Genomic DNA, 23,731 nt, shown 5'->3' with positions numbered 1-23,731 from the left:
CAGGGCTGGTTGAGTTGTTCATTGCCGGCAACCTGTAAAACCGAAATCGGCGCGCTTTGACCATCGACAGTTAAGGTATAGCGATTATGGACGGTGCCTTTCTTCAGACTGCGCTTTAATCCATGTTTTAAACCATGACTTAAACCATTTTCCAATGGATTGATCAGATGGGTTAATCCTTTATCCATGTTATCCTCGATATATTTCATGTGCACGGCAAAAACAATTTTGCTATTTTGAACTACATATTAGTGATGTAAACAATTGATCATAATTATTAAGCTAGGCTATAAAATACTTCTTTATAGATCATTTTTCAATCGCCAAATGACTAGCAATCAGTCATTTACATGATTGTCTAACTGTAACGTTTATGAATAAATACAGGTTAATAATTTAATAAAAAAATTAAACTGTTAATTGTGTGCATTTTACATAATTTGGGCATTTTGCTATAATCAGCACCTAATTTTTATGAAAAGGGATGGTTTTGTCGAGATTTAGTTAATTTAAAATGCATCAACAAAACATCAATTTTGCTTTTTAATATCCTCTTTTTATTTTTGATTAATTTTTCATCAAAAATATTTAAATGAATACCACGCAGTTAATAAATAATTTAAATTTTATTAGATAGTTATTGATTAGCAACCAATTCACTCTGTTTCATTTATTGTATGAAGAAAGGCGGTATTTTATGAAGAAAACTATAAAACCGAAAAATCACCCATTGAACATAAATGACATAACTATTATTGATGACAGCAAATTAAAAAAAGCCATCATTGCAGCAGCACTTGGTAACGCAATGGAATGGTTTGATTTTGGTGTTTATGGCTTTTTAGCTTATGTATTAGGACAAGTTTTTTTTCCTAATGCTTCACCAAATGTACAAGTGGTTGCTGCATTAGCAACTTTCTCGGTGCCTTTTTTAGTTCGACCATTGGGGGGATTAGTATTTGGCATATTAGGCGATAAATTTGGTCGCCAAAAAGTACTTTCTATCACCATCATTATCATGTCATTAAGTACATTTTGTATTGGGTTGATTCCTTCCTATGCATCAATTGGTATTACCGCACCAATATTATTATTGTTAGCTAAATTAGCACAAGGCTTTTCGATTGGCGGTGAATATTCTGGTGCCGCCATTTTTGTGGCTGAGTACTCGCCAGACCGTAAACGAGGATTTATGGGCAGTTGGCTGGATTTTGGCTCTATTGCAGGGTTTCTAGTGGGCGCTGGCTTAGTAGTGCTATTATCAACTCTCCTCAGTGATGCTAACTTCCAATACTGGGGATGGCGGATCCCATTTTTATTTGCTCTGCCATTAGGGCTAATTGGTCTATATTTACGCCATGCATTAGAAGAAACGCCAGCATTTGTACAACATACTGATTCAATGGAAAAAAACGAACAAACTCATGTCGCAAATCCACCTAAAATGACTTTCAAAAAAATCATTACTCAGTATTGGAAAAGTTTATTTGTTTGTGTTGGATTAGTTATTGTGACTAATGTCACCTATTACATGCTTCTAACCTATATGCCAAGTTACTTATCACACAATTTAAATTATCATACTGATCATGGAGTATTAATAATTATTGCTATTATGATTGGCATGTTATTTGTACAACCAATGATAGGGTTAATTAGTGATAAAATAGGACGTAGACCCTTTATAATAGGAGGAAGTCTTGGATTACTTATTCTTTCCTATCCTGCCTTTGTAATGATTAACAGTGATGTGATTGGCCTTATTTTTTTAGGATTATTGATATTGGCGGTTTTGCTAAACTGTTTTACAGGAGTAATGGCATCAATTTTACCAGCCATCTTTCCAACCAATATCCGTTACAGTGCCTTGGCTATTTCATTTAATGTTTCAGTGTTGATTGCTGGCGCAACACCAACTGTTGCCGCTTGGTTAGTGGAAGAGACAAATAACCTCTACATGCCCGCTTATTACTTAATGATTGTTGCATTAATAGGATTGCTTACTGGTATAAAAATGAGAGAAACCGCCAATCAACCACTACGAGGTGCAACGCCTGCGGCATCAGATCGTTCTGAAGCAAAAGAGATCTTATCGAATCACTTTGATTCCATCGAGCAAAAAGTGGAAGATATCGATGAACAAATCGAAAATCTGCAGGAACAGCGGCAAGATTTAGTCGATCAACATCCAAAATTAGATTGAAGTTTTGCTTGTTTCAGCTTGAATTTGTTTTTTATCATATGGATATCTTTTCTAATTAAGGCTTTTATTGCAAAAGCCTTAATAAACCATCACGAACAATTTGTAAAAAATATTCAGGATTCTATACCGCTTCATTTTATTTTTATCCCTTAAATTTCATTTTTCAGCAACAAGTCAGATTCTAAATAGACTTTGTTTCTATCAGATGGATCTTTTGGTTTTGGTTTTGGTTAAATTTCATTTTTTAAATGTTATAAAGCTTTAATAAACGATTTTGACTCGGACATGAGTGAGCATATTCACAATATCATAGCCTAAATCCAGCAAAATCGGATTTGCAATATTCAATAGGTCAATATTTCTTATTGATTTCAATTGAAATTAGATTATGCTATAAACGCTAGATCGTATTTTTATGTAGCATCCTACTTTACGGTTCAGTCAAACCAAATCATCGATGCCATTCGACCCGTCTTATTTTCACGACGATATGAAAAAAATTTATCTTGTTCAGTGTAGGTGCAGTAGTCACCACCAAACACATTAACAACTCCCATAGCTTGCAGACGTTGTTTGGCTATTAGATACAAATCAGCCAGATATTTTTTCTCAGTTGGATTAATTAAAGTGAAAGCCAGCTTAGCGTTAGAATCGATTTTTTCAAATTGATGTTTGACTTCAACACCTACCTCAAATTTTTTTACACTGATGGCGGGTCCCATCCAAGCTAATATTTCATTGGTTGGGCACGCAAATTTTTTAACCGTTTCTTCTAAAATACCATAACATAACCCTCGCCAACCCGCATGTGCAGCAGCAACTTCATCCCCTTTTATCGAACAAAATAATACAGGCATACAGTCCGCTGTTAGCACGACACTAACTTGCTTTGGTTGATGAGTATAAGAAGCATCGGCTTCAAATGTTCGATGAGTATTTATCATGCCTGTTGGCGCTTGTAGAGTAATTTGTGAAATATCCAATGCTGTAGTGCTATGCGTTTGAGTAAGCCAATAAGGTTCACTTGGTATCTGCTGGGCGCGAATGATACGTTTGCGATTTTCAGCAACATGCTCTAAATTATCATCAGTACGATTACCCAAATTTAAACTGGCAAATGGCGCTAAACTGACACCACCAGTTCTGGTTGTAGTAAACGCATGAATATTTTTAGGTGCAGTCCAATAAGGGTAAATCGATTTGATCATCTTGGTTACCAATCCAGTTCATCTTTGTGAAGTTCAGTATCTTCCTGTAATGCTAGAATTAAGTTTTGCATATCTTCAGGAAGAGGCGCATGCCACTCCATCTGTTCACCTGTAACAGGATGGAATAGACGTAACATAGTAGCATGCAGTGCTTGCCGATCAAAATTACGTAAGGTTTGAATCAACGATTCATTGGCACCTTTTGGCGGTCTCGGACGTCCTCCATATAATGGATCACCAACCAGTGGATGTGCTATATGTGACATATGCACACGGATTTGGTGAGTTCGCCCGGTTTCTAAACGTAAGCGTAAACGCGTATGTAATCGATATCTTTCCATTACTCGATAATGTGTTACCGCAGGTTTACCTGTCGGGAATACCGCCATATGTGTTCGTTTAGTGGGATGCCGTGTGATCGGTTGATCAACTGTGCCACCTGCGGTAATAATTCCCATTGCTACTGCTTCATATTCACGGGTGATTTCGCGCAGTTGTAATGATTCAACTAAATGCGTTTGGGCTACAATTGTTTTTGCGACAACCATTAAACCAGTTGTGTCTTTATCTAATCGATGAACAATACCCGCACGTGGTACACGCGATATTTCTGGGTAATAATGCAATAAAGCATTTAATACAGTGCCATTGGGGTTACCTGCGCCCGGATGCACAACCAAATCTCGAGGCTTATTAATCACTAAAATATCATCATCTTCATAAACAATATTAAGTTTGATATCTTCTGGCTGATGATAAGTTTCTTCCTCAATTTCAGCGTTTATGCATATTTTTTCACCACCAAGAACACGTTCTTTCGGTTTATTGACAATGATATTGTTGACTGTAACTTTATTATTAACGATCCAATCTTTAATTCTCGATCTTGAGTAATCAGGGAAAAGTTCTGATAACGCTTGATCTAAGCGCATTCCTAGCTGGGTGTGTTCAATTTCGGTCGATAATTTTAACTCGTGCATGTGTAATTTATCTATTTTAAGCTGTTAGGATTTAGAGTATTATATACCAATCATTGCCTTTAATGTTTAATTAAATTTGGACTGAAAACCGAATGAAACTACGTTTACACACTTTATTAGCAATCACTTTAGCTAGCATGCTAATTGGCTGTACTTCTTCTAAGCCAGATGTTGAAAATGTATCAGAATTAGATCTACATAACAAAGCTCGAAGTGAACTCGAAAGTGGTAACATAAAATCCAGTATTACCATATTAGAGACAATCGATAAGAACTATCCATTTGGTCCTTATTCACAACAAGTACAGCTTGACTTAATTTATGCCTATTATAAATCCGGTGATTTTCCATTGACTATTGCGTCAATTGACCGATTTTTAAAATTGAATCCAACTCATCCCAATATAGATTGGATTATCTACATGCGCGGTATCACTAACATGGCACAAGATGATAATACTATCCAAGGTTGGTTTAACGTCGATCGTTCCGATAGAGATCCTGATTTTGCTATGGCTGCGTTCAAGGATTTTACCTATCTTGTTTCAAGTTTTCCAGACAGTCCTTACGCTGCTGATGCCCAGAAACGTCTGATCTATCTGAAAAATAGATTATCTCGGTACCAATTAAAAATTGCAGAGTATTACACTAAACGTGGTGCTTACGTTGCAGTAATTAATCGGGTAAGCCGAATGATATCGTTATTTCCTGACACAGACTCAACGAAAAAAGCACTTTTATTGATGCGCAATGCTTATAATGAATTGGGCTTAGCTAACGAAACCCAAAAAGTCGATGAGTTAATTCAAGCGAATTTTGAAAATATGCCTAAAGAAGAGCAAAAATCATTATTATCGAGATTGACCAGTGTATTTAATGGCGGTTAAAACTTAATAAGCGGAGATCAACTCCGCTTATTATTTTTGCCATAATCTGAAAAACCATTATATGTAGATTATTCATTTCTATCAGTTAATGCTTTTAGTCAACTGCCCCTTCTTCTTTTTGCTTAACAATTCAGACAAACCATGCATATAACGTTTGTAAAACACTACAATAACCAATACAATTAGCAAATTATTTTTATTAGCAATAATAGATAGGACATTAATTCGTCATGCAAGAACAATATCGCCCCGATGAAATAGAAGCCGCCGTACAACAACATTGGCTAGAAAATAAAACTTTCCACGTTACAGAAGATCCATCCAAAGAAAAATATTACTGTTTATCAATGCTACCTTACCCTTCTGGGCGTTTACATCTTGGTCATGTTCGTAACTACACAATCGGCGATACCATTTCACGTTATCAACGCTTAAATGGCAAAAATGTATTGCAACCAATTGGCTGGGATGCATTTGGTTTACCCGCTGAAGGTGCAGCGGTTAAGAACAATACTGCTCCAGCAAAATGGACCTATGAAAATATTGCTTATATGAAAAAGCAGTTACAATTGTTAGGTTTTGGTTATGATTGGGATCGCGAAGTTACGACTTGCCGCCCTGAATATTATAAATGGGAACAATGGTTTTTTACTAAGCTGTATGAAAAAGGTTTAGTCTATAAAAAAACGTCTGCCGTCAACTGGTGTCCTAATGATCAAACCGTACTTGCTAATGAACAAGTCATTGAAGGTTGCTGTTGGCGTTGCAGTACCCCAGTTGAACGTAAAGAGATACCACAATGGTTTATCAAAATTACGGCATATGCAGAAGAGTTGCTTAATGATTTGGATACCTTAGAAAGCTGGCCTGAACAAGTTAGGACTATGCAACGTAATTGGATTGGGCGCTCAGAGGGCGTTGAATTTGATTTCGCCGTCGAAAACTATGCGGATAAATTACGTGTTTATACGACCCGTCCTGATACTTTAATGGGCGTAAGTTTTGTGTCAGTTGCAGCAGAACACCCTCTTGCACAATTAGCCGCTCAAAGCGATGCTAAACTTGCTGAATTTATTGCCGAATGTAAAAACACTAAAACTGCTGAAGCTGATATGGCGACGATGGAAAAGAAAGGTATGCCAACGGGCTATTATGCCATTCATCCATTAACTGGCAATAAAGTGCCAGTTTGGATCGCTAATTTTGTACTAATTGAGTATGGTACTGGTGCAGTTATGGCAGTACCGGGGCACGATGAGCGTGATTACGAATTTGCTACTAAATATAACCTACCAATTAAACCGGTTATTTTGAACCAAGAAGGTAATGCACCCGATCTTTCTAAGCAAGCTTATACCGAACATGGTAAATTATTTAATTCTGGCGAATTTAATGGCCTTGATTTTGAGCAAGCATTCAATGCGATTGCAGATAAGCTAACTGCTCTTGGTATTGGTACTCGGAAAGTCAATTATCGCTTACGCGATTGGGGCGTTTCACGCCAACGCTATTGGGGTGCACCAATTCCAATGGTTACTCTAGAAGATGGCACCACGATTCCAACACCGGAAGATCAATTGCCTGTTATCTTACCAGAAGATGTCGAAATGAATGGTATCACAAGCCCAATTAAAGCCGATCCTAACTGGGCTAAAACTATGGTTAATGGTCAACTCGCCTTACGCGAAACCGACACTTTCGACACGTTTATGGAATCATCTTGGTACTACGCGCGTTATACTTGCCCTCACTATGACAAAGGCATGTTAGATGAAAAAGCAGCGAATTATTGGTTACCTGTCGATCAGTATGTAGGCGGTATTGAGCATGCGATTATGCATCTTCTTTATTTCAGATTCTTTCATAAGTTAATGCGTGATTTTGGTTTAGTCACATCTGACGAACCAGCCAAACGTTTACTTTGCCAAGGCATGGTATTAGCTGATGCATTTTATTACACCAGTCCAACGAATGAACGTATTTGGGTATCACCAACAGAGGTGACCATTGAGCGTGATGAAAAAGGTCGTATTGCTAAAGCTGTTGATAATAAAGGTAATGAACTTGTGCATGCAGGTATGACAAAGATGTCAAAATCCAAGAATAATGGTATTGACCCGCAAGAGATGGTCGAAAAATACGGTGCAGATACGGTTCGCTTATTTATGATGTTTGCCTCACCTGCTGATATGACCCTTGAATGGCAAGAATCAGGTGTTGAAGGTGCCAATCGCTTCATTAAACGTGTATGGCGACTAGTGTATGAGCATGCACAAAAAGGCCAAACAGCAGAGCTTAATGTTGCCTCACTTGACAACAATCAGAAATCATTACGTCGTGAATTACATAAAACGATTGCCAAAGTAAGTGATGACATTGGTCGCCGTCAAACATTTAATACTGCAATTGCGGCGGTAATGGAATTTATGAATCGCTTGCAAAAAGCACCTCAAGAATCTGAACAAGATCGTGCATTAATGAACGAAGCGTTAAATGCTATTGTTCGTTTACTTTATCCTATGATGCCTCATGCTTGTTTTGTGATGTGGCAAGCGTTAGGACACAGCCAATCCATTGATGATAGCCAATGGCCAGTTGCAGATGATTCAGCAATGGTTGAGGATGAAAAACTCATTGTGATACAAATCAATGGTAAAGTACGCGGCAAATTTACCGTACCAGCAAATGCGGATCAAGATTCGGTCATAGAACAAGCTAAACAAGAACCCAATATCCAAAAATATTTGGTTGATGTTTCGATTCGAAAAGTGATTTATGTGCCTGGTAAATTATTAAATCTTGTTGTTGGTTAATATTGTTTATAACTCAATATAGGCGGTAGTGGATATGAAAAAATATTTAGCTTTTCTCATGTTATTAACAATATCCTTAACTGGATGTGGATTTCATTTACAACACGAGACAGAAGTGCCAACACGTTTTAAAACGATGTCTTATGTAAGTCATGATCCTTATGGACGGCTTTCACGAGATATTAAAGAATTGTTACGCGATAATCACGTTACGTTAGCCAATACTGGGGATTCACAAAATCATCCAGTATTAAAGGTCGTAAGAGATTCATTAAATCGTAGCACAATATCAATTTATAAAGATGGTAAAGCAGCGGAATATCAATTAGTTTTAACTGTTGAGACACAAGTGATTATCGAAAATGAAAAAATTTACCCAATTAATGTTCGTGTTTTCCGAACATTTTTCGATAATCCATCAGCCGCGCTTGCGAAAACGACTGAACAAGATTTGATTGAAGATGAAATGTATGTGGAAGCAGCCAAACAAATTATTCGAAAATTAAAATCTGTTGATGCCATTAATTAACAAATTGATATGATTAAAATCAACGCTGATCAAATCACAACAAAATTAGGATCGCCTTATTATTTAATAATAGGGAATGATCCTTATTTACAACACTATGCCCACACTCAATTAAAAACCTCTTTTAAACAATTAGGATTTAATGAACCATACACGTTTAATATAGATAATCAAACCGATTGGTCAACTATCTTTGACAGTTGCCAAGAAATGAATTTGTTTTCTGACAATACATTGATTTTATTGGATTTTGGTGAAGGTTCAATCAATGCCAATATTACCACTAAGCTCAATGCGTTAAGTGAAATGTTAACTTCTGATGTTGTCTTAATCATTAATGTAAATAAAATCACTAAAACGAATGAAAACGCACCATGGTACAAAAGATTATCTGATAAGTTAGTTGTGGTAAGTTGTAATACTCCTGATGAGGTTCAATTACCTAAGTGGGTTATCAATCATCTGCAGCAAAAACAGATGCAGATTGAACCACAGGCAATTGAGTTACTCTGTTACTATTATGAGGGTAATTTACTTGCATTAACTCAAATTATTGAACAATTAAAATTACTGTTCCCAAATCAGACTATCAATTATGATCAAGTCGAAAGTAATATTAATGATTCAGCAATATTTTCGCCTTATCATTGGATTGATGCAATGATGTCACATAAAACTAAGCGCGCAGCCCATGTAATGCAACAGCTAAAGATGAATGAATTTGAACCATTAATTTTACTGCGTATTATACAACGAGAACTTATCTTACTCATCAATTTGAAAAAAGGATTATTAACCAAATCGTTTAAACAAGTTTTTGACGAATATAAAATTTGGCAAAATAAAAGACCGATGTATAGCGCTTATTTAAATCGTTTTGATATTAAAGATCTATTTAATACACTCAAGCAACTGACTGAAATTGAAATACGTTTTAAACATGATAATCAATTACAAATTTGGGATGCTTTATCTGCTCTAACACTTCAATTTATGGGATTGAATAAATGTTAACAGCTTTGTTAGGTGGTACATTTGATCCCGTGCATTATGGACATATACATCCCGCTATGGCTTTAGCCAAAGAAATTGGCTTAACCCAAATTAGCTTATTACCTAACCAAACTCCTCCACATAAACCACCGCCAGTAGCAACAACTGAGCAACGTCTGGCGATGCTAAATTTGGCGATAGAGGATGTTCCTTTATTTTCAATTGATACTCGGGAAATATCATCTGAAAAATTAAAGAGACCTTCCTATACAATTGAAACGTTAGAAAAATGGCGTCAGGAAAATAGTTATGAAAAAGGGTTAGCATTTATTATGGGTCAAGATTCATTGCTGAGCCTACCTACTTGGCATAAATGGCAAACACTGCTTGATTATTGCCATTTGCTCATTTGTCGTAGACCTGGCTATGCAGAAAAAACCAATAATATCGAGTTACAAAATTGGATAGCTGCACATCAGACAATGAATGTTAAAGATTTACATGATTCTCCTTATGGTTACATTTTTTTTGCTCATACACCACTTGAAAATATTTCAGCTACGGAAATCAGACAAAATATCAACACTAAACAAAACTATAAAAATTTGTTGCCAGCTAAAGTTTGGCATTATATTCATCAACATGCACTTTATAACACAAAGAAAAAGTAGAAAGGACTTTACATCTGACAGTTTTTTCGGCATTATTTTGCCGCTAAGTTTATATATTCTAAATTCAGTTTTTTTATGTTTATGCTGTAATTTGCGAAGTCCTATTTTAAACAATCAATATGGTAACGAAAAAGCTTATGGTTTTTTCACGCACATGTTAATCGTGTGAAATATGATTTGCAATTTAAGTATATTTAATTTGTATTTATTATTTAAGAGGCCCAAATGGCAAAAGAAGATAACATTGAAATGCAAGGTACAATACTTGATACACTCCCAAACACGATGTTCCGTGTTGAACTCGAAAATGGTCATGTTGTTACTGCACATATTTCTGGTAAGATGCGAAAAAATTACATTCGTATTTTAACTGGTGATAAAGTAACTGTTGAAATGACGCCTTACGATCTCTCTAAAGCACGTATCATATTCCGTAGTCGCTAATATCGTTATCAAAATAATCCACACAACCGATTATTTATCTCTTTCTTAATAAAAGGCCGTCGACAAACGTCGACGGAAAATTAGGAAGTTTTGGAAAATCTGGAGCATTAATCTGCTTTGGAAAAATCCATTTCATCGTATTTTACCCATTTGGTCTTTTTGACTATTTTGTAGGTAAAATAAATCGCAAAGAATAATGGTATACCAATGTAAGTGGCAATTACACCATTCCAATCTATAGTGTCTTGTAAAAACGCTTCATAATTTTGTCCTAAAGTAATAATTAAGCATAATACAAAGGCAAAAATAGGACCAAATGGAAAGCAACTTGAACGGTAAGGCAATTTATTGACATCATTACCTTGAATCAGGTAACCCTTTCTAAAACGATAATGGCTAATAGCAATGCCAAGCCAAGCAATAAATCCTGTCATACCCGACATATTAAGTAACCACAAATAAACGGCTTGATCTTTATACATTGAAGTTAAAAAACAGAGCATCGCAACAAATGTGGTTGCTAACAATGCTGCACGTGGTACACCTGATGATGATAAGTGACCAAATATTTTTGGTGCTTTTCCTTCTCGAGCTAGTGCGTAAAGCATACGTGTTGATGCATAAAGACCCGAGTTACCTGCAGATAAAACTGAAGTTAAAATAACGGCATTCATCAAAGCCGCAGCTGACAACAGTCCAGCATGTTGGAATACTAATGTAAATGGACTAACACTGATATCCGCTTCATCATTGCGTAGCAAATTAGGATCAGTATAAGGAATAATCAAACTGATAACTAAAATTGCAAAGATATAAAATAATAATATACGCCAAAATACTTGTCGCATAGCTCTTGGGATATTTTTTTCAGGATCCTTTGATTCACCCGCTGCAATACCAATTAATTCAGTACCTTGGAATGAAAATCCAACCACCATTGCGACACCAATCATTGATGAAAATCCACCGACAAAAGGCGCATCACCGACTTGCCAGTTTTGCCAACCTGCACTTTCTGCACCACGTAAAATGCCGATTATCATCAACAATCCAACAACGATAAATACAATAACTGTGACGACTTTAATTAAAGAAAACCAAAACTCAGCCTCACCAAATCCTTTGACGGAAATATAATTTAAACAAAATATAATGCTTAAAAAGAGTAGACTCCATAACCAACTGTAAGCCCCTGCATCAATCCAATACGAGATAACCAACTGAGCGGCAACTAAATCAACAGCAACAGTTATTGCCCAGTTATACCAGTAGTTCCAACCGATTGCAAAACCAAATGCTTCATCGACATAACGTGCACCATAAGTTGCGAATGTTCCTGAAACAGGTAAATAGGCGGCAAGTTCACCAAGACTGGTCATTAAAAAATACACCATCACGCCAATAATGGCGTATGAAAGTAGCGCACCACCTGGGCCTGCTTGAGCAACTGTTGCACCAGATGCTACAAATAGCCCCGTTCCGATTGAACCACCGATAGCAATCATCGTTAAATGACGAGCTTTTAAATCTCGTTTTAATTTATTTTTCATAACAATGTTCTTCTGTTTATTGATATTAAATTTCATAGAAAAAACAGCTATCAGTTAAGATATTTCCTAATCTGTATAGCAAAAATTAATTCTATAATTATTGATATTTATTACTAGATATTGAAGTGCGGTGAAGTTTATCAAAAAAACAACTTTTCGAGATAAATAATTCTAATAATCGATCTGGTTTGTTAAATTTAAGCAATACTTAATTGCTAGTCAACTGTTCTAATTGAGTTAAATAATGCATAGCGTGTTGTCGATTATTGCCACACATTTCAAAACAGGGTTTTAATCGACCACAAACTAACGGTCTTGATGGTTGCTTGAAAAGACCACATTGAAAATTATCATCTAAATGAATGCAAGCAATACCTGCAGGTTTGCCATTAGGCATACCAGGAATTGCGGATGAAATTGAGGGTGCAATACAGCAAGCCCCACATTTTTTTCGACATTCATATACATTAACCATACTATTTCCTTTATTTTAAGGTTTTTCGACAAATTTTGATGGTGACAATAGCAAGTTAGCGGTAAAATAGCGAGCTCATTTTTACCTTGTCTGATCCTTACTATCATAAATTGTGAAGAATAAATATTATGGCTAAAGCAAATGAAATAAAACGTGGCGATGCGGTCACATACAATGGAAAACTCCTTCTTGTTAAAGACATCGATGTTCAAAGTCCTAGTGCTCGCGGTGCCAGTACACTGTATAAAATGCGTTTTACCGATGTAAAAAACGGAGGTAAAGTAGAAGAACGTTTCAAAGGTGATGATATTATCGAAACCATTGAACTTTCTCGTCGTCCAGTCAGTTTTTCTTATATCGATGGCGATGAATATGTGTTTATGGACAATGAAGACTATACGCCATTTATCTTCAAAAAAGAACAAATTGAAGAAGAGTTACTGTTCATTCCAGAAGGTGGTATGAATGGCATTCAAGTGTTGATGGCGGATGGTGATGTGATTGCCTTAGAATTACCACAAACAGTAGATTTAGAAATTATTGAAACCTCACCAAGCATCAAAGGTGCTTCAGCAAGTGCTCGCACTAAACCAGCCACATTATCAACGGGTCTTGTTATACAAGTACCTGAATACATTGATAACCATGAAAAAATCAAAATTCATATTGCTGAACGTCGTTACATGAGCCGTGCTGAGTAATCTATAAAATTGTGATGAATACATATAATCAAAATAAATTACATAAACGATTGCGTCGCTTAACTGGCGAGGCAATCGCTGATTTTAATATGATCGAAGATGGCGATCGTATTATGGTATGTTTATCAGGTGGTAAAGATAGCTATACTCTACTTGATATCCTTATTAATTTGAAAATGAGCGCACCGATCAACTTTGAATTAATAGCGGTAAATTTAGATCAAAAGCAACCAGGATTTCCTGAACATATTCTACCTCAATATTTAGAATCATTAGGTATTGAGTATAAGATCGTACAGGAAAATACTTACGGTATTGTGAAAGAAAAGATCCCTGAAGGTAAAACTACCTGTTCGCTTTGCTCACGCTTACGACGGGGGATATTATACCGCACGGCAACCGAACTGGGCGCGACCAAAATAGCATTAGGGCATCATCGTGATGATATTTTAGAAACCCTGTTTTTAAATATGTTCTATGGTGGTAAGCTAAAAGCCATGCCTCCCAAACTGATGAATGATTCTGGTGAGCATATTATTATCCGTCCCCTTGCTTATTGCAAAGAGAAGGATATTGCCAAATATGCTGAAATTAAGCAGTTCCCAATTATTCCTTGTAATCTTTGTGGTTCACAACCAAATTTACAACGTCAAGTCATTAAAGAGATGCTAAATGAGTGGGATAAAAAATATCCAGGTCGTATTGAAACTATGTTCCGAGCTACCCAAAATATTACTCTGTCTCACTTATGTGACACTAACCTTTTTGATTTTAGAGGAATCAAAAAAGGGGATAATGCCGTGAATGGCGGCGATATTGCTTTTGACCGCGAAGAGATTGCTCCCACCAGGAGTTTTGATGCCTCAGAATTTGAAGAGCAAGATTTGATCCTATGGAAAGAAGCAAAATAACCCCTTTCAAATAGTGAATATCCATTATCGGCTAACTACCCTCTATTAACCGATAATGGATCACCTAAACTATTACGTTAACCACTTTTGCCAACTCTGATTGACAATCTGTTTTTCTTGATAAAATTGTAAATTATTGACTGTACTTGGTAATAATTGCAGCGCAAGCTGATGAATTTTATTACGCATGTTAATATAAGCGTGAGTTAATTGCTTAGCTTCATGACTGTCCATAATTTGATAATGAGTGGCTAACTCCAATATTCGAACATTGTCACTCCAAGCGGTCATTTTAGGATGTGTATTAGCATAATTGAGCACCAAATATTGTGATAAAAATTCAATGTCACCAATGCCACCTTCATCAATTTTGAGGTTAAACAGTTCAGTTTGGTGAGTTCCTAAATAATTTCGCATTTTTTCACGCATTTGCCTAACTTCAATTTTTAATTGGTTTTCATCACGTGGTTTGCAAAGCACGTCGTGACGAATTTGGTTGAAACGTTTTATTAGGGCACTTTCACCATAAACTGCACGAGCTCTTACTAAAGCTTGATGTTCCCATGTCCATGCTTCATTCATTTGATAATCAGCAAAGGAATCTAAACTGCATGCGAGTAAGCCAGCATCGCCTTGTGGGCGTAATCTGACATCCACTTCATAGAGGATACCAAAACTAGTACGCACATTGAATAAGTGAATAATACGTTGAACCAAGCGTAAATAAAATTGGCGACTATCAATCTGTTTCTCACCATTAGTGAGGCTATTTGCAGGACAATCATGCAGAAAAACCAAATCCAGATCAGAACCATATCCCAACTCCCAACCGCCTAATTTACCATAAGCAACCACAATTATTCCTTTATCATTATGGGCTAAATGGGCTGGTTTACCATAACGTTCAATCATCTGATTCCAAGCCATTTGTACAACAAAATCAAGTAATGCTTCCGCCACATAAGTCAGGTGATCACTGACTTTCATAGTGGATAATACATGTTCCACATCGGCTGCGGCAATGTGCAATAATTGCATCTGTTTAAATTGACGCAAGGCTTCTAATTGCTGTTCTTCATCGTCAATTTGAATGCGTAATAAGTATTGATAAAGTTGACTTTTATACTCATTAGGTGCAACCGTTTGATAAAGTGAATTAATATCAATTAATTCATCTAATAAAATTGGATAGTGAGCCAGTTGATCACTAATCATTGGGGATGCACTACATAAACGAATCAACTGCCTTAATGCACTTGGATATTCGAGCAATAGCTCTAAATAAGTCGTACGACTAACAATGTTTACCAATAAAGGGAAAATGCGCAAAAAAACCATGATTGCCTGAGGTTCATTACAAACAGCATCTAATATACGAGGCATTAATTGATCGAGTATTTCACGCCCACGTACACCTATTGTACGTTTACCAATATCATTACGAAATTGAATAAGCATTTGACAAAGTTGCTCTGCTTCGCTATCTGAATAGTTTGGCAATACAGCTTGTATATCACTTAATTGCAAATCAGGAACCCATAGATCATCAAACAGATCATTATATTGTTTTGTGCTCGGGATCGATTGTGAATCATCGTTACCAATAAGGGTATCAAATATCTGGCGATTTTGTTGCATACGAATAGCTAACTGTTGACTAAATTCTGACCAATTCGAAAATCCCATATTGGTAGCTAAACGAATTTGGTCAAGTTCTTCTTCTGGTAATGTCTGAGTTTGCTCATCATTAATCGCTTGCAGTAAATTTTCGCAGCGGCGTAAAAATAAGTAATTGTTCCGTAATTGAGCAACTTCATTAGTATCAAGCAGTGCTTCTTGTTCAATTACCTGTAACGCAGTAAGTAAGGAACGTGTTTGTAATCCTATGACACGGCCTCCTCGAATCAGTTGAAAAACCTGTACAATAAATTCGATTTCGCGAATGCCACCCGCGCCTAGTTTAATATTGTTTTTTAAACCACGACGACGCACTTCACGTTCAATCATACTTTTCATATTACGCAGTGATTGTAAAACACTAAAATCAATATAACGACGATAGACAAAAGGTTTAAGCATTTGGTAAAGTTCTTTGCTATAGGGATCTTGTTGATCTCCTAATACTTTTACCTTAACCATAGCATAACGTTCCCAATCTCGCCCTTGTTCTTGGTAATAATCTTCCATAGATGAAAAACTTAAAACTAAAGGTCCTCCCTCTCCAAGTGGGCGTAATCGCATATCCACACGGTATACAAATCCATCTTCGGTAAGATTATCGAGTACTTTTATTAAACGTTGTCCTAAGCGAGTAAAAAATACAGCATTATCCAGTTCTCGCCGACCACCTTGTGTTTGCCCATGTTCAGGATAAGTAAAAATTAAATCAATATCGGAGGAAAAATTCAGTTCTCCTCCTCCTAATTTTCCCATACCCAATACCAACAAAGGTTGACGTTTACCTTGATGACTATACGGTGTTCCCCACTCTTTACAACTTAATTCATATAACCAATCACGTGCCGTTACAATTATGACCTCAGCGAGTTCACTTAATTGAGTTAATATTTGTTCATCGCTACTGGTATGAATTAGTTGTGACCATTCAAGCCTTACTAACATATAACGTCTAAATAATCTTAATGCTTTCATCAATGCCATTTCATCTGAGACAGATGTTAATTGTTCATTAAGCCATTGTTGGTAATAAGACCTTTCGTCAGCTTGTGGTGGGTATTGAATAATATTTGCAAGCCACTTAGGATATCGATAGAAAGTATCGACCATAAAATCACTTTGCACCAAAATATTTAGATTATCCTGAACATAATCTGGATCACATTGTGATAATTGTGATGTTATTTTCTGCTTTTGTTGATTCAAAATTTCAGATTGTGACATATCCTTTTCTCGTATTAATGACGATATTCGCTTACCTTATCTACATCTAATATTACTCTTTATTTAACTGTGCAATTAACATTAGTTTCAAAACTGTATTTACTGGACTGTAAGCAAAATCAGAAACGGAATGAATACTCGTGATTGCTTGCTGCCACTGTTTAAATTCAGATTCATTTGCAATATCGTGATTAGCTAAAATTTCACTTATTTGAAGTAATAGTTGTTGATAAAACGCAAGATCAGTATTTTCGAGTGCATACTCTTCGTTTTTTTGCCAAAAATTTAATAGACTTGATAAATCATGTTGAATTTGCAAGCAAAAAGGTGTGCAATTAAGTGGTACGTTTTTCAATAATCGATAACCACGTGACGCCTTACTTTGTGAAAAAAGATGTAAATTAAATCTGCTCAACTCAATGGCAAAGTTGATTAAATCATCTTTATTTCCTTGTTTTATCTCTAATTCAACTTCTTGTATTAATTTTGATTTACCATCTGAGATGATTTCTCCTTGATCTAAGGCGACTTCAATTTCGCTATTAGCAAATGAAATTAACCATGTTTGCCGATCAAAATGTGTTGAAAATAAAGGGTGCAGCATTTTTTGTAAATTTGTGATATTACAATCTTTGGGAAAGGCACTGCTTGGAAGCAATGTTAAGTCGAGATGGTCATCTGGTAGATTAGCATTAAATTCAGAACGTTCATGTAGACCAGCAACAGCTTTGTTACCATGTTTTATGGTTATTTCAAATTGTTTACCGAACTTATTTTGTGTTCCCCTGATACGTAAACCATAGCCATTTGATCGTAAATAGTAATCTTGAGTATCATAATAAGTATTATAAAGCTTTAGTTCATTAATGTTGTTTTGAATTTTTGAAGCGGTTTCAAATTCAGCTTGATCACAACTTGTCCATTGATTTAAAAAAAGTTTCAAATCATGAATATTGTTAGTTGCAATTCCAAATTTTAATTCGATTTCTTTCATTATGTTCAGTTAAATCAGTTAATTTTTTATATCATATACTGATTTTCCCAATAAATACACTTAATCCATTGCTAACAAAAACGGTTATTTTTGCAGAGAACAAAGTCAGGCAAATAAACCATTATTATCCATTAATTATGGATAGTTACTTTGTTCAACAATACTTTCTTTCTCTCATAAACTTGTTATCGGTATTCCTTAAAGTGGGTAGGGGTGTGCAAACATAATGGCAATATTATTGTTTATTCATGCTTTCAATATTAATTTCCTCAAAACGATTACTTGAATTGTTCTCAGGGATATTCATACATGACATGAAGAAAATTTATTAATAATCATTATTATTGCTCAACAATACGTTTGATCGCTTCATCATATAAACGATAACTGATAGAATTTTCAATGGCAATACATGAATTATTTTACCTATTGCCCGTTAGTTAAGCGGGCATTGATAGGCATTAAAAATAAATTCTAACTATAATGCTATTATTGAAAAAATTATTTTACCACTCTAAATGGATTGGTCTTTTTCGCAGGAGGTGCTTTGGATTGATTATTTTGCTTGTCTTGTAACATTCGATATTGAGGTTCATCCTCAAATCCCATTCCTACTCCATTTTCACGAGCATAGATCGCTTCGATGGCAGACATAGGGACAACGATATGTTGTGGTACACCTGAAAAGCGAGCATTAAATTCAATTTGCTCATTATTCGATATGTATTGACCTACGGATTGTGGTGCAATGTTTAAAACAATCTGATTATTCTGTACAAACTCTTGTGGAACTAATACTCCATAAATAGAAGTATTCACCACAATATAGGGAGTTAAATCATTATCCAGAATCCAATCATAAAAAGCCCTAAATAAATAAGGGCGGCGAGGAGTCATTTGCTCAAGTTCCATAAAAAAATACCTTGTATAACAAATAGTGCTAGTTAGATAAAATTATTTATTATGCTCTCATCTTTCTTTCATCATCGGTAAGAGACTGAGTAAAAGCAGGACGTTCAAAAATCCGCGCCATATAATTTAAATAATTTTTTTCAGCGACTTTAGGTAAATCAATATCAAGCATTGGTAGGCGCCATAATAATGGAGCAAAATAACAATCACATAAAGTAAAATCATCACTCATAAAATAATCTTTTTCTTTAAAGATAACTGAAATCGAAACAAGATCATCCAATAAGTTTTTACGGGCGGTTTTAGCTGCATTGCTATTAGGATCGGCAATAATAGTTTCGTAAGCGCAATACCACTCTTTTTTGATACGATACATGGTTAAGCGAGCGTTTGCGCGGAGAATAGGATAAACCGGCATCAAAGGAGGATGTGGGAATCGTTCATCAAGATATTCTAATGCAATATGAGGTTCGTATAAAGTGAGATCGCGATCAATTAACGTTGGGATAGTTGCATATGGATTGAGATCCAATAATTCTTGAGGTAAATCATCTGCGGTTACAAATTCGATTTCAGCAGTCACACCTTTTTCTGCCAGTACAAAACGAATCTGATGGCCGTAAATATCTGTTGTATCACAAAATAATGTCATAACAGAACGTTTATTAACAGCAACAACCATGCTCACTCCCAATAACCAAAGTTAAAATAAGTTAGTTTAGTAACTATTCTAACAAATTGGATAACAAATTTGTTAAAAAATTGCATTTTATTGCTATCTTTCTTGTAAGGAATTATTTTCAGACAAGAAGTTTAAGGTTAACTATACGTTTGAGTAAAAAATGATCGTTCTATTGGTTGTAATCTTTAAATTTAAAAGATTAGGATTATAGCAAATAGACTATGTGGCATTTAATCACTCACTTCCATGGCTGTTGTAAATATGATAATAATTAGCCATAAAAAAACCCAGCTTTTGACTGGGTTTTGAAAACAACTTTGTAACGTATGCAATTAACGTTTGCTGAATTGTGGACGACGACGTGCTTTGCGCAGACCCACTTTTTTACGTTCAACTTGACGAGCATCACGAGTAACAAAACCTGCTTGACGTAATGCAGAACGTAATGTTTCGTCATATTCCATTAATGCACGAGTAATACCGTGGCGAATCGCACCAGCTTGACCCGAAATACCTCCACCTTTAACAGTGATGTATAGATCAAGTTTGTCAGTCATTTCAACTAACTCTAAAGGTTGCATAACAACCATACGAGCAGTATCACGACCAAAGTATTGTTCTAATGAACGTTTATTAATAACGATATTTCCACTACCTGGTTTAATGAACACGCGAGCAGCAGAACTTTTGCGGCGACCTGTACCGTAATATTGATTATCAGCCATCTTCTATCCCCTTAAATATCTAGTACTTGCGGTTGTTGTGCCGCATGATTGTGCTCACTACCAGCATAAACTTTTAGTTTACGGTACATTGCACGACCAAGAGGACCTTTCGGTAACATGCCTTTTACAGCAATTTCGATGACTTGTTCAGGATGACGTTCAATCATTTCTCTAAAAGTCGCTTCTTTAAGTCCACCGATGTAGCCAGTATGACGATAATAAATTTTATCAGTGCGTTTTTTGCCTGTTACAGCAACTTTTTCTGCATTGATAACAATGATATAGTCACCAGTATCAACATGTGGTGTGTATTCTGCTTTGTGTTTACCACGCAAACGGCTTGCGATTTCAGTAGCTAAACGACCTAACGTTTTACCTGCTGCATCAACAACATACCAGTCGCGTTTAACTGTTTCTGGTTTAGCTGAAAAAGTACTCATTCGTAATTATCCAATTTTTTAATTAATCTCACGTTAATAAATCACTTGATTTATTTACACTTTTTGATTGTTGCTATTAACTAACTAACCCCTTCGAGTTGTTACATTAACTTTGACAACCGAAAACAACGTTGGGAAAAACGTTGTTGTAACGTGGGTGCCAATATTATACAGAAATATTATAAAAGTGCTAGCGTAAAAATAAAAAATCATGGCGAGAATAAACGCTTGCTGTTAAACTTAAAATCATAGATAAATCATAGAGTATTGATACCATGAATACGACCATTACACTGTCTGAAAAAGATTATATAAGTCAAGGATTACACCGCAAATGTTATCATAATCCTAAAGATGTAAATCAATGCATTAAAGTTAATTATAATGAAGGAGCAGAAGAAGAAACCAACCGCGAAATTGCCTATTATAAACATCTTATTAAACGAAATATATCGTTTGATGCATTAGCTAAATATTATGGACCTGTTTCAACCAATTATGGTAAAGGTCATATCTTTGAGCTGGTTCGAGATTATAATGGCAAAACCGCAACGCCACTGGAACAATATCTTGCTGATAACTTGTTAACCGAAAAATATTTTGATTCCTTAGTCATGGGACTTAAAGAGTTAAAATCCGCATTATTGAAAGATCGTATTATTACCATGACCATCAAAAGTAAGAACATCTTATTTCAACATTTAAATGAAACAAATAGTCGTTTGATTATTATCGATAATATCGGCAATTCTACTTTTATTCCAATAGCAAATTACCTTCCTTATTTTGCTAAATCTAAAATTGAACGTACTTGGCAGCGCTTTTTAGTATCTATCGTTAAAGAAAATAGCAATAACCCTTTGATTACTCGTTTAATTGACGCGGTGAATCAGTAAGTTGTAATTGCGCAATCGCACCTTTCGTATTGTCAGATCGATTTTTTAATGTAAATAGACCATGGTGTAACTTAGCTATACGATTAACAATACTCAAACCAAGCCCAATACCGTTATGCTTACGATCCATACGGAAAAAGGCTTGAGTAAGTTTTTCACTTTTGGATTCGTCAATGCCTGCCCCCTCATCTTCCACACTTATAATGATATTTTTATTATCTTTATAGCAACTTACCACTATTTTGGTGTTTTTTGGGCTGTATCGATAACTGTTTTCAACTAAATTACGCAATAGTAACCTAATCAAAGTAACATCACCATTAAATAAAAGATTCGAGTCAGGTATATTCCATTCAATTGATTGAAATTTCTGTTTGGTTAATTCCGTTAATTCATCGGATAATGGGAACATAATATCATGATAAAAATTAATTTGTTGATATTGTCCAACGGTAAATTTTTGACTAGCACGCGCTGACATCAATAATTGCTCAACAGTATTGACCAAACGGTCAATTCTGTCGATTAATTCTGTACAATCAATCTTGTTTTTTGTTTCTAATAATTCTAAATGTAAACGAATGCCAGCAAGTGGCGTTCGCATTTCGTGCGCCACATCGGCAGTAAAAAGTCGTTCTTGTGCTAAAGTTGTATTAAGTCGAATAAACAGATTATTTAGTACTGAAGTGATGGACTTTATTTCACGCATGTTACTAATCGGCAAAATGGGTTTTAAATTTTCTTCAGTGCGCTGATTAAGATCTTTTTCCAAAATCTCTAACGGTTTGGTAATCCATTTAATCGCTTTATAGGCTAAAAATAATGTCACTAACATCATGGTAAAAGCAGAACAAAACAGAGCAAAAATGGCTTCAAGTTCTTCATGCTCAACCACTTCATCAATTTTATTTTGGCTCAGTGTTAAATTCACCAATACATCAATTTGTTCCTTACTTTCATGCCATAACCAAAAGACGGTGATAATTTGGCAAATGAGCATAATTGCGCCTAAAGTAAAAAAAAGATTCCAGCGAATACTGTGACGAATATTACTAACAGATTTTACGATCATAATAAGTTTATTTATTTAATAGGTAATTAAGAACCATCGCTAAGTTGATAGCCATAGCCACGAACAGTTCGAATAAAATTTTTCCCGAGTTTATTACGTAATCCATGAATATAAACTTCCAAGACGTTTGAGCTGGGATCGCTTTGCCAATCATAAAGATCATTTTGCAGTAAATCACGATGCACCTTTTCACCTGCTTTTAACATCAATCGAGACAAAACAATAAACTCTTTAGGTGTTAATATTATTTCTTCATTATTGAGAGTCACTTTTTGCTGTTTGATGTCAATAGTAATTGAACTATAACTAATTAAATTATCAGCGGTTCCTTGATTACGACGAATTAATGCCCGTACTCTAGCTAATAATTCCGTTAAAGCAAAAGGTTTGATTAAATAGTCATCAGCACCTAAATCTAAACCTTCGACTCTATCCTCAATTGTATCGCGAGCGGTAAGAATAAGGACGGGTGTATCAATTTGCTTTTTTCGCCATCGGGTAAGCAATTCTAAACCATCACAATCCGGTAAACCCAGATCTAAAATAATCAAACTAAATTGCCCAAATTGGATAAATTGTTCAGCCTGCTTACCTGTCGATGCTATCTCGCACACATAATTATTGGATGTAATACCATCATACAGACCTTTTTGTAACAAACTATCATCTTCAACAATAAGTATTTTCATTATCATTTACTCTAATCGGAATTTAGTGATCAAGTCGATAGTTGATGACTTATTA

At 35.5% G+C, this 23,731-nt stretch carries 22 protein-coding genes and 1 pseudogene; 10 read left to right on the top strand and 13 right to left on the bottom strand.

Annotated features, from left to right (window positions below):
• Positions 1 to 188, bottom strand: a 188-nt coding sequence (locus J3U19_RS05605) for a hypothetical protein (RefSeq protein WP_267340424.1), incomplete at its 3' end; no start/stop codon positions are given.
• Positions 189 to 697: 509 nt separating this feature from the next.
• Between J3U19_RS05605 and proP the strand changes: the two genes are divergently transcribed.
• Positions 698 to 2,203: a glycine betaine/L-proline transporter ProP gene (proP, locus tag J3U19_RS05600; RefSeq protein ID WP_267345666.1), complete on the top strand. Its 1,506-nt coding sequence runs from the start codon at positions 698 to 700 to the stop codon at positions 2,201 to 2,203.
• A gap of 437 nt (positions 2,204 to 2,640) precedes the next feature.
• Here proP and pgeF read toward each other — a convergent pair whose 3' ends face one another.
• Positions 2,641 to 3,408, bottom strand: a complete 768-nt coding sequence (pgeF, locus tag J3U19_RS05595) for a peptidoglycan editing factor PgeF (RefSeq protein ID WP_416380314.1) — start codon at positions 3,406 to 3,408, stop codon at positions 2,641 to 2,643.
• An 8-nt stretch (positions 3,409 to 3,416) separates the two neighbouring features.
• Positions 3,417 to 4,391: a 23S rRNA pseudouridine(1911/1915/1917) synthase RluD gene (rluD, locus tag J3U19_RS05590; protein ID WP_267345664.1), complete on the bottom strand. Its 975-nt coding sequence runs from the start codon at positions 4,389 to 4,391 to the stop codon at positions 3,417 to 3,419.
• 92 nt (positions 4,392 to 4,483) lie between these two features.
• Here rluD and bamD point away from each other — a divergent pair.
• From bamD to infA, 6 genes and pseudogenes are all read left to right on the top strand, one after another.
• Positions 4,484 to 5,206: pseudogene (gene bamD / locus J3U19_RS05585) on the top strand (outer membrane protein assembly factor BamD); the annotation flags it as partial.
• A gap of 302 nt (positions 5,207 to 5,508) precedes the next feature.
• Complete coding sequence (gene leuS, locus J3U19_RS05580; protein WP_267345663.1) at positions 5,509 to 8,091, top strand: leucine--tRNA ligase; 2,583 nt, start codon at positions 5,509 to 5,511, stop codon at positions 8,089 to 8,091.
• A gap of 34 nt (positions 8,092 to 8,125) precedes the next feature.
• Entirely contained in the window at positions 8,126 to 8,620 is a 495-nt protein-coding gene (lptE, locus tag J3U19_RS05575; protein ID WP_267340435.1) for an LPS assembly lipoprotein LptE, read from the top strand.
• A gap of 9 nt (positions 8,621 to 8,629) precedes the next feature.
• Positions 8,630 to 9,634 (top strand): DNA polymerase III subunit delta, encoded by a 1,005-nt coding sequence (gene holA / locus J3U19_RS05570; RefSeq protein ID WP_267345662.1) that lies wholly within the window; start codon positions 8,630 to 8,632, stop codon positions 9,632 to 9,634.
• Complete coding sequence (gene nadD, locus J3U19_RS05565) at positions 9,628 to 10,284, top strand: nicotinate-nucleotide adenylyltransferase (protein ID WP_267345660.1); 657 nt, start codon at positions 9,628 to 9,630, stop codon at positions 10,282 to 10,284. Before holA ends, nadD begins: the two co-directional genes overlap by 7 nt.
• Before the next feature lie 225 nt (positions 10,285 to 10,509).
• Positions 10,510 to 10,728: a translation initiation factor IF-1 gene (gene infA, locus J3U19_RS05560; protein ID WP_025315083.1), complete on the top strand. Its 219-nt coding sequence runs from the start codon at positions 10,510 to 10,512 to the stop codon at positions 10,726 to 10,728.
• A gap of 107 nt (positions 10,729 to 10,835) precedes the next feature.
• Here infA and J3U19_RS05555 read toward each other — a convergent pair whose 3' ends face one another.
• Entirely contained in the window at positions 10,836 to 12,314 is a 1,479-nt protein-coding gene (locus J3U19_RS05555) for an amino acid permease (RefSeq protein ID WP_267340439.1), read from the bottom strand.
• A gap of 172 nt (positions 12,315 to 12,486) precedes the next feature.
• Positions 12,487 to 12,753: a YkgJ family cysteine cluster protein gene (locus tag J3U19_RS05550; protein WP_267345659.1), complete on the bottom strand. Its 267-nt coding sequence runs from the start codon at positions 12,751 to 12,753 to the stop codon at positions 12,487 to 12,489.
• Positions 12,754 to 12,881: 128 nt separating this feature from the next.
• Here J3U19_RS05550 and yeiP point away from each other — a divergent pair, with 128 nt between their 5' ends.
• Entirely contained in the window at positions 12,882 to 13,454 is a 573-nt protein-coding gene (gene yeiP, locus J3U19_RS05545) for an elongation factor P-like protein YeiP (protein WP_267340441.1), read from the top strand.
• Between the two features lie 14 nt (positions 13,455 to 13,468).
• On the top strand, positions 13,469 to 14,365 hold the full coding sequence (ttcA, locus tag J3U19_RS05540) for a tRNA 2-thiocytidine(32) synthetase TtcA (protein WP_267345658.1): 897 nt from the start codon (positions 13,469 to 13,471) through the stop codon (positions 14,363 to 14,365).
• A 72-nt stretch (positions 14,366 to 14,437) separates the two neighbouring features.
• Here the strand turns inward: ttcA and glnE are convergent, their stop codons facing one another.
• The 6 genes from glnE to rplM all read right to left on the bottom strand — a co-directional run bounded on the left by glnE (position 14,438) and on the right by rplM (position 21,019).
• Positions 14,438 to 17,266 carry a bifunctional [glutamate--ammonia ligase]-adenylyl-L-tyrosine phosphorylase/[glutamate--ammonia-ligase] adenylyltransferase gene (gene glnE / locus J3U19_RS05535; protein ID WP_267345657.1) on the bottom strand — a complete coding sequence of 943 codons (2,829 nt, stop codon included), beginning with the start codon at positions 17,264 to 17,266 and terminating at the stop codon, positions 14,438 to 14,440.
• A gap of 52 nt (positions 17,267 to 17,318) precedes the next feature.
• Complete coding sequence (locus J3U19_RS05530) at positions 17,319 to 18,260, bottom strand: inorganic triphosphatase (protein WP_267345656.1); 942 nt, start codon at positions 18,258 to 18,260, stop codon at positions 17,319 to 17,321.
• A 501-nt stretch (positions 18,261 to 18,761) separates the two neighbouring features.
• Positions 18,762 to 19,172, bottom strand: coding sequence for a ClpXP protease specificity-enhancing factor (locus tag J3U19_RS05525; protein WP_267340446.1), 411 nt, complete (start codon positions 19,170 to 19,172; stop codon positions 18,762 to 18,764).
• Between the two features lie 49 nt (positions 19,173 to 19,221).
• Complete coding sequence (locus J3U19_RS05520; protein WP_267340447.1) at positions 19,222 to 19,854, bottom strand: glutathione S-transferase N-terminal domain-containing protein; 633 nt, start codon at positions 19,852 to 19,854, stop codon at positions 19,222 to 19,224.
• Between the two features lie 332 nt (positions 19,855 to 20,186).
• Positions 20,187 to 20,579 (bottom strand): 30S ribosomal protein S9, encoded by a 393-nt coding sequence (gene rpsI, locus J3U19_RS05515; RefSeq protein ID WP_034915459.1) that lies wholly within the window; start codon positions 20,577 to 20,579, stop codon positions 20,187 to 20,189.
• Positions 20,580 to 20,590: 11 nt separating this feature from the next.
• Positions 20,591 to 21,019 (bottom strand): 50S ribosomal protein L13, encoded by a 429-nt coding sequence (rplM, locus tag J3U19_RS05510; RefSeq protein ID WP_267340451.1) that lies wholly within the window; start codon positions 21,017 to 21,019, stop codon positions 20,591 to 20,593.
• 275 nt (positions 21,020 to 21,294) lie between these two features.
• On the opposite strand from rplM, the gene J3U19_RS05505 reads away from it, so the two are divergent.
• Complete coding sequence (locus J3U19_RS05505; protein WP_267345654.1) at positions 21,295 to 21,915, top strand: YrbL family protein; 621 nt, start codon at positions 21,295 to 21,297, stop codon at positions 21,913 to 21,915.
• Here the strand turns inward: J3U19_RS05505 and pmrB are convergent.
• Both pmrB and pmrA read right to left on the bottom strand, forming a co-directional pair.
• On the bottom strand, positions 21,884 to 22,987 hold the full coding sequence (gene pmrB, locus J3U19_RS05500; protein WP_267345652.1) for a two-component system sensor histidine kinase PmrB: 1,104 nt from the start codon (positions 22,985 to 22,987) through the stop codon (positions 21,884 to 21,886). The genes J3U19_RS05505 and pmrB overlap by 32 nt on opposite strands.
• Positions 22,988 to 23,013: 26 nt before the next feature.
• Entirely contained in the window at positions 23,014 to 23,676 is a 663-nt protein-coding gene (gene pmrA / locus J3U19_RS05495) for a two-component system response regulator PmrA (protein WP_267345651.1), read from the bottom strand.
• Positions 23,677 to 23,731: the final 55 nt, after the last annotated feature.

This window comes from Gilliamella sp. B2828 (assembly GCF_026537125.1).
Taxonomy (GTDB): Bacteria; Pseudomonadota; Gammaproteobacteria; order Enterobacterales; family Orbaceae; genus Gilliamella.
Note: the sequence above shows the minus strand (reverse complement) of the source record. Positions and strands in the feature narration are given on the sequence as shown.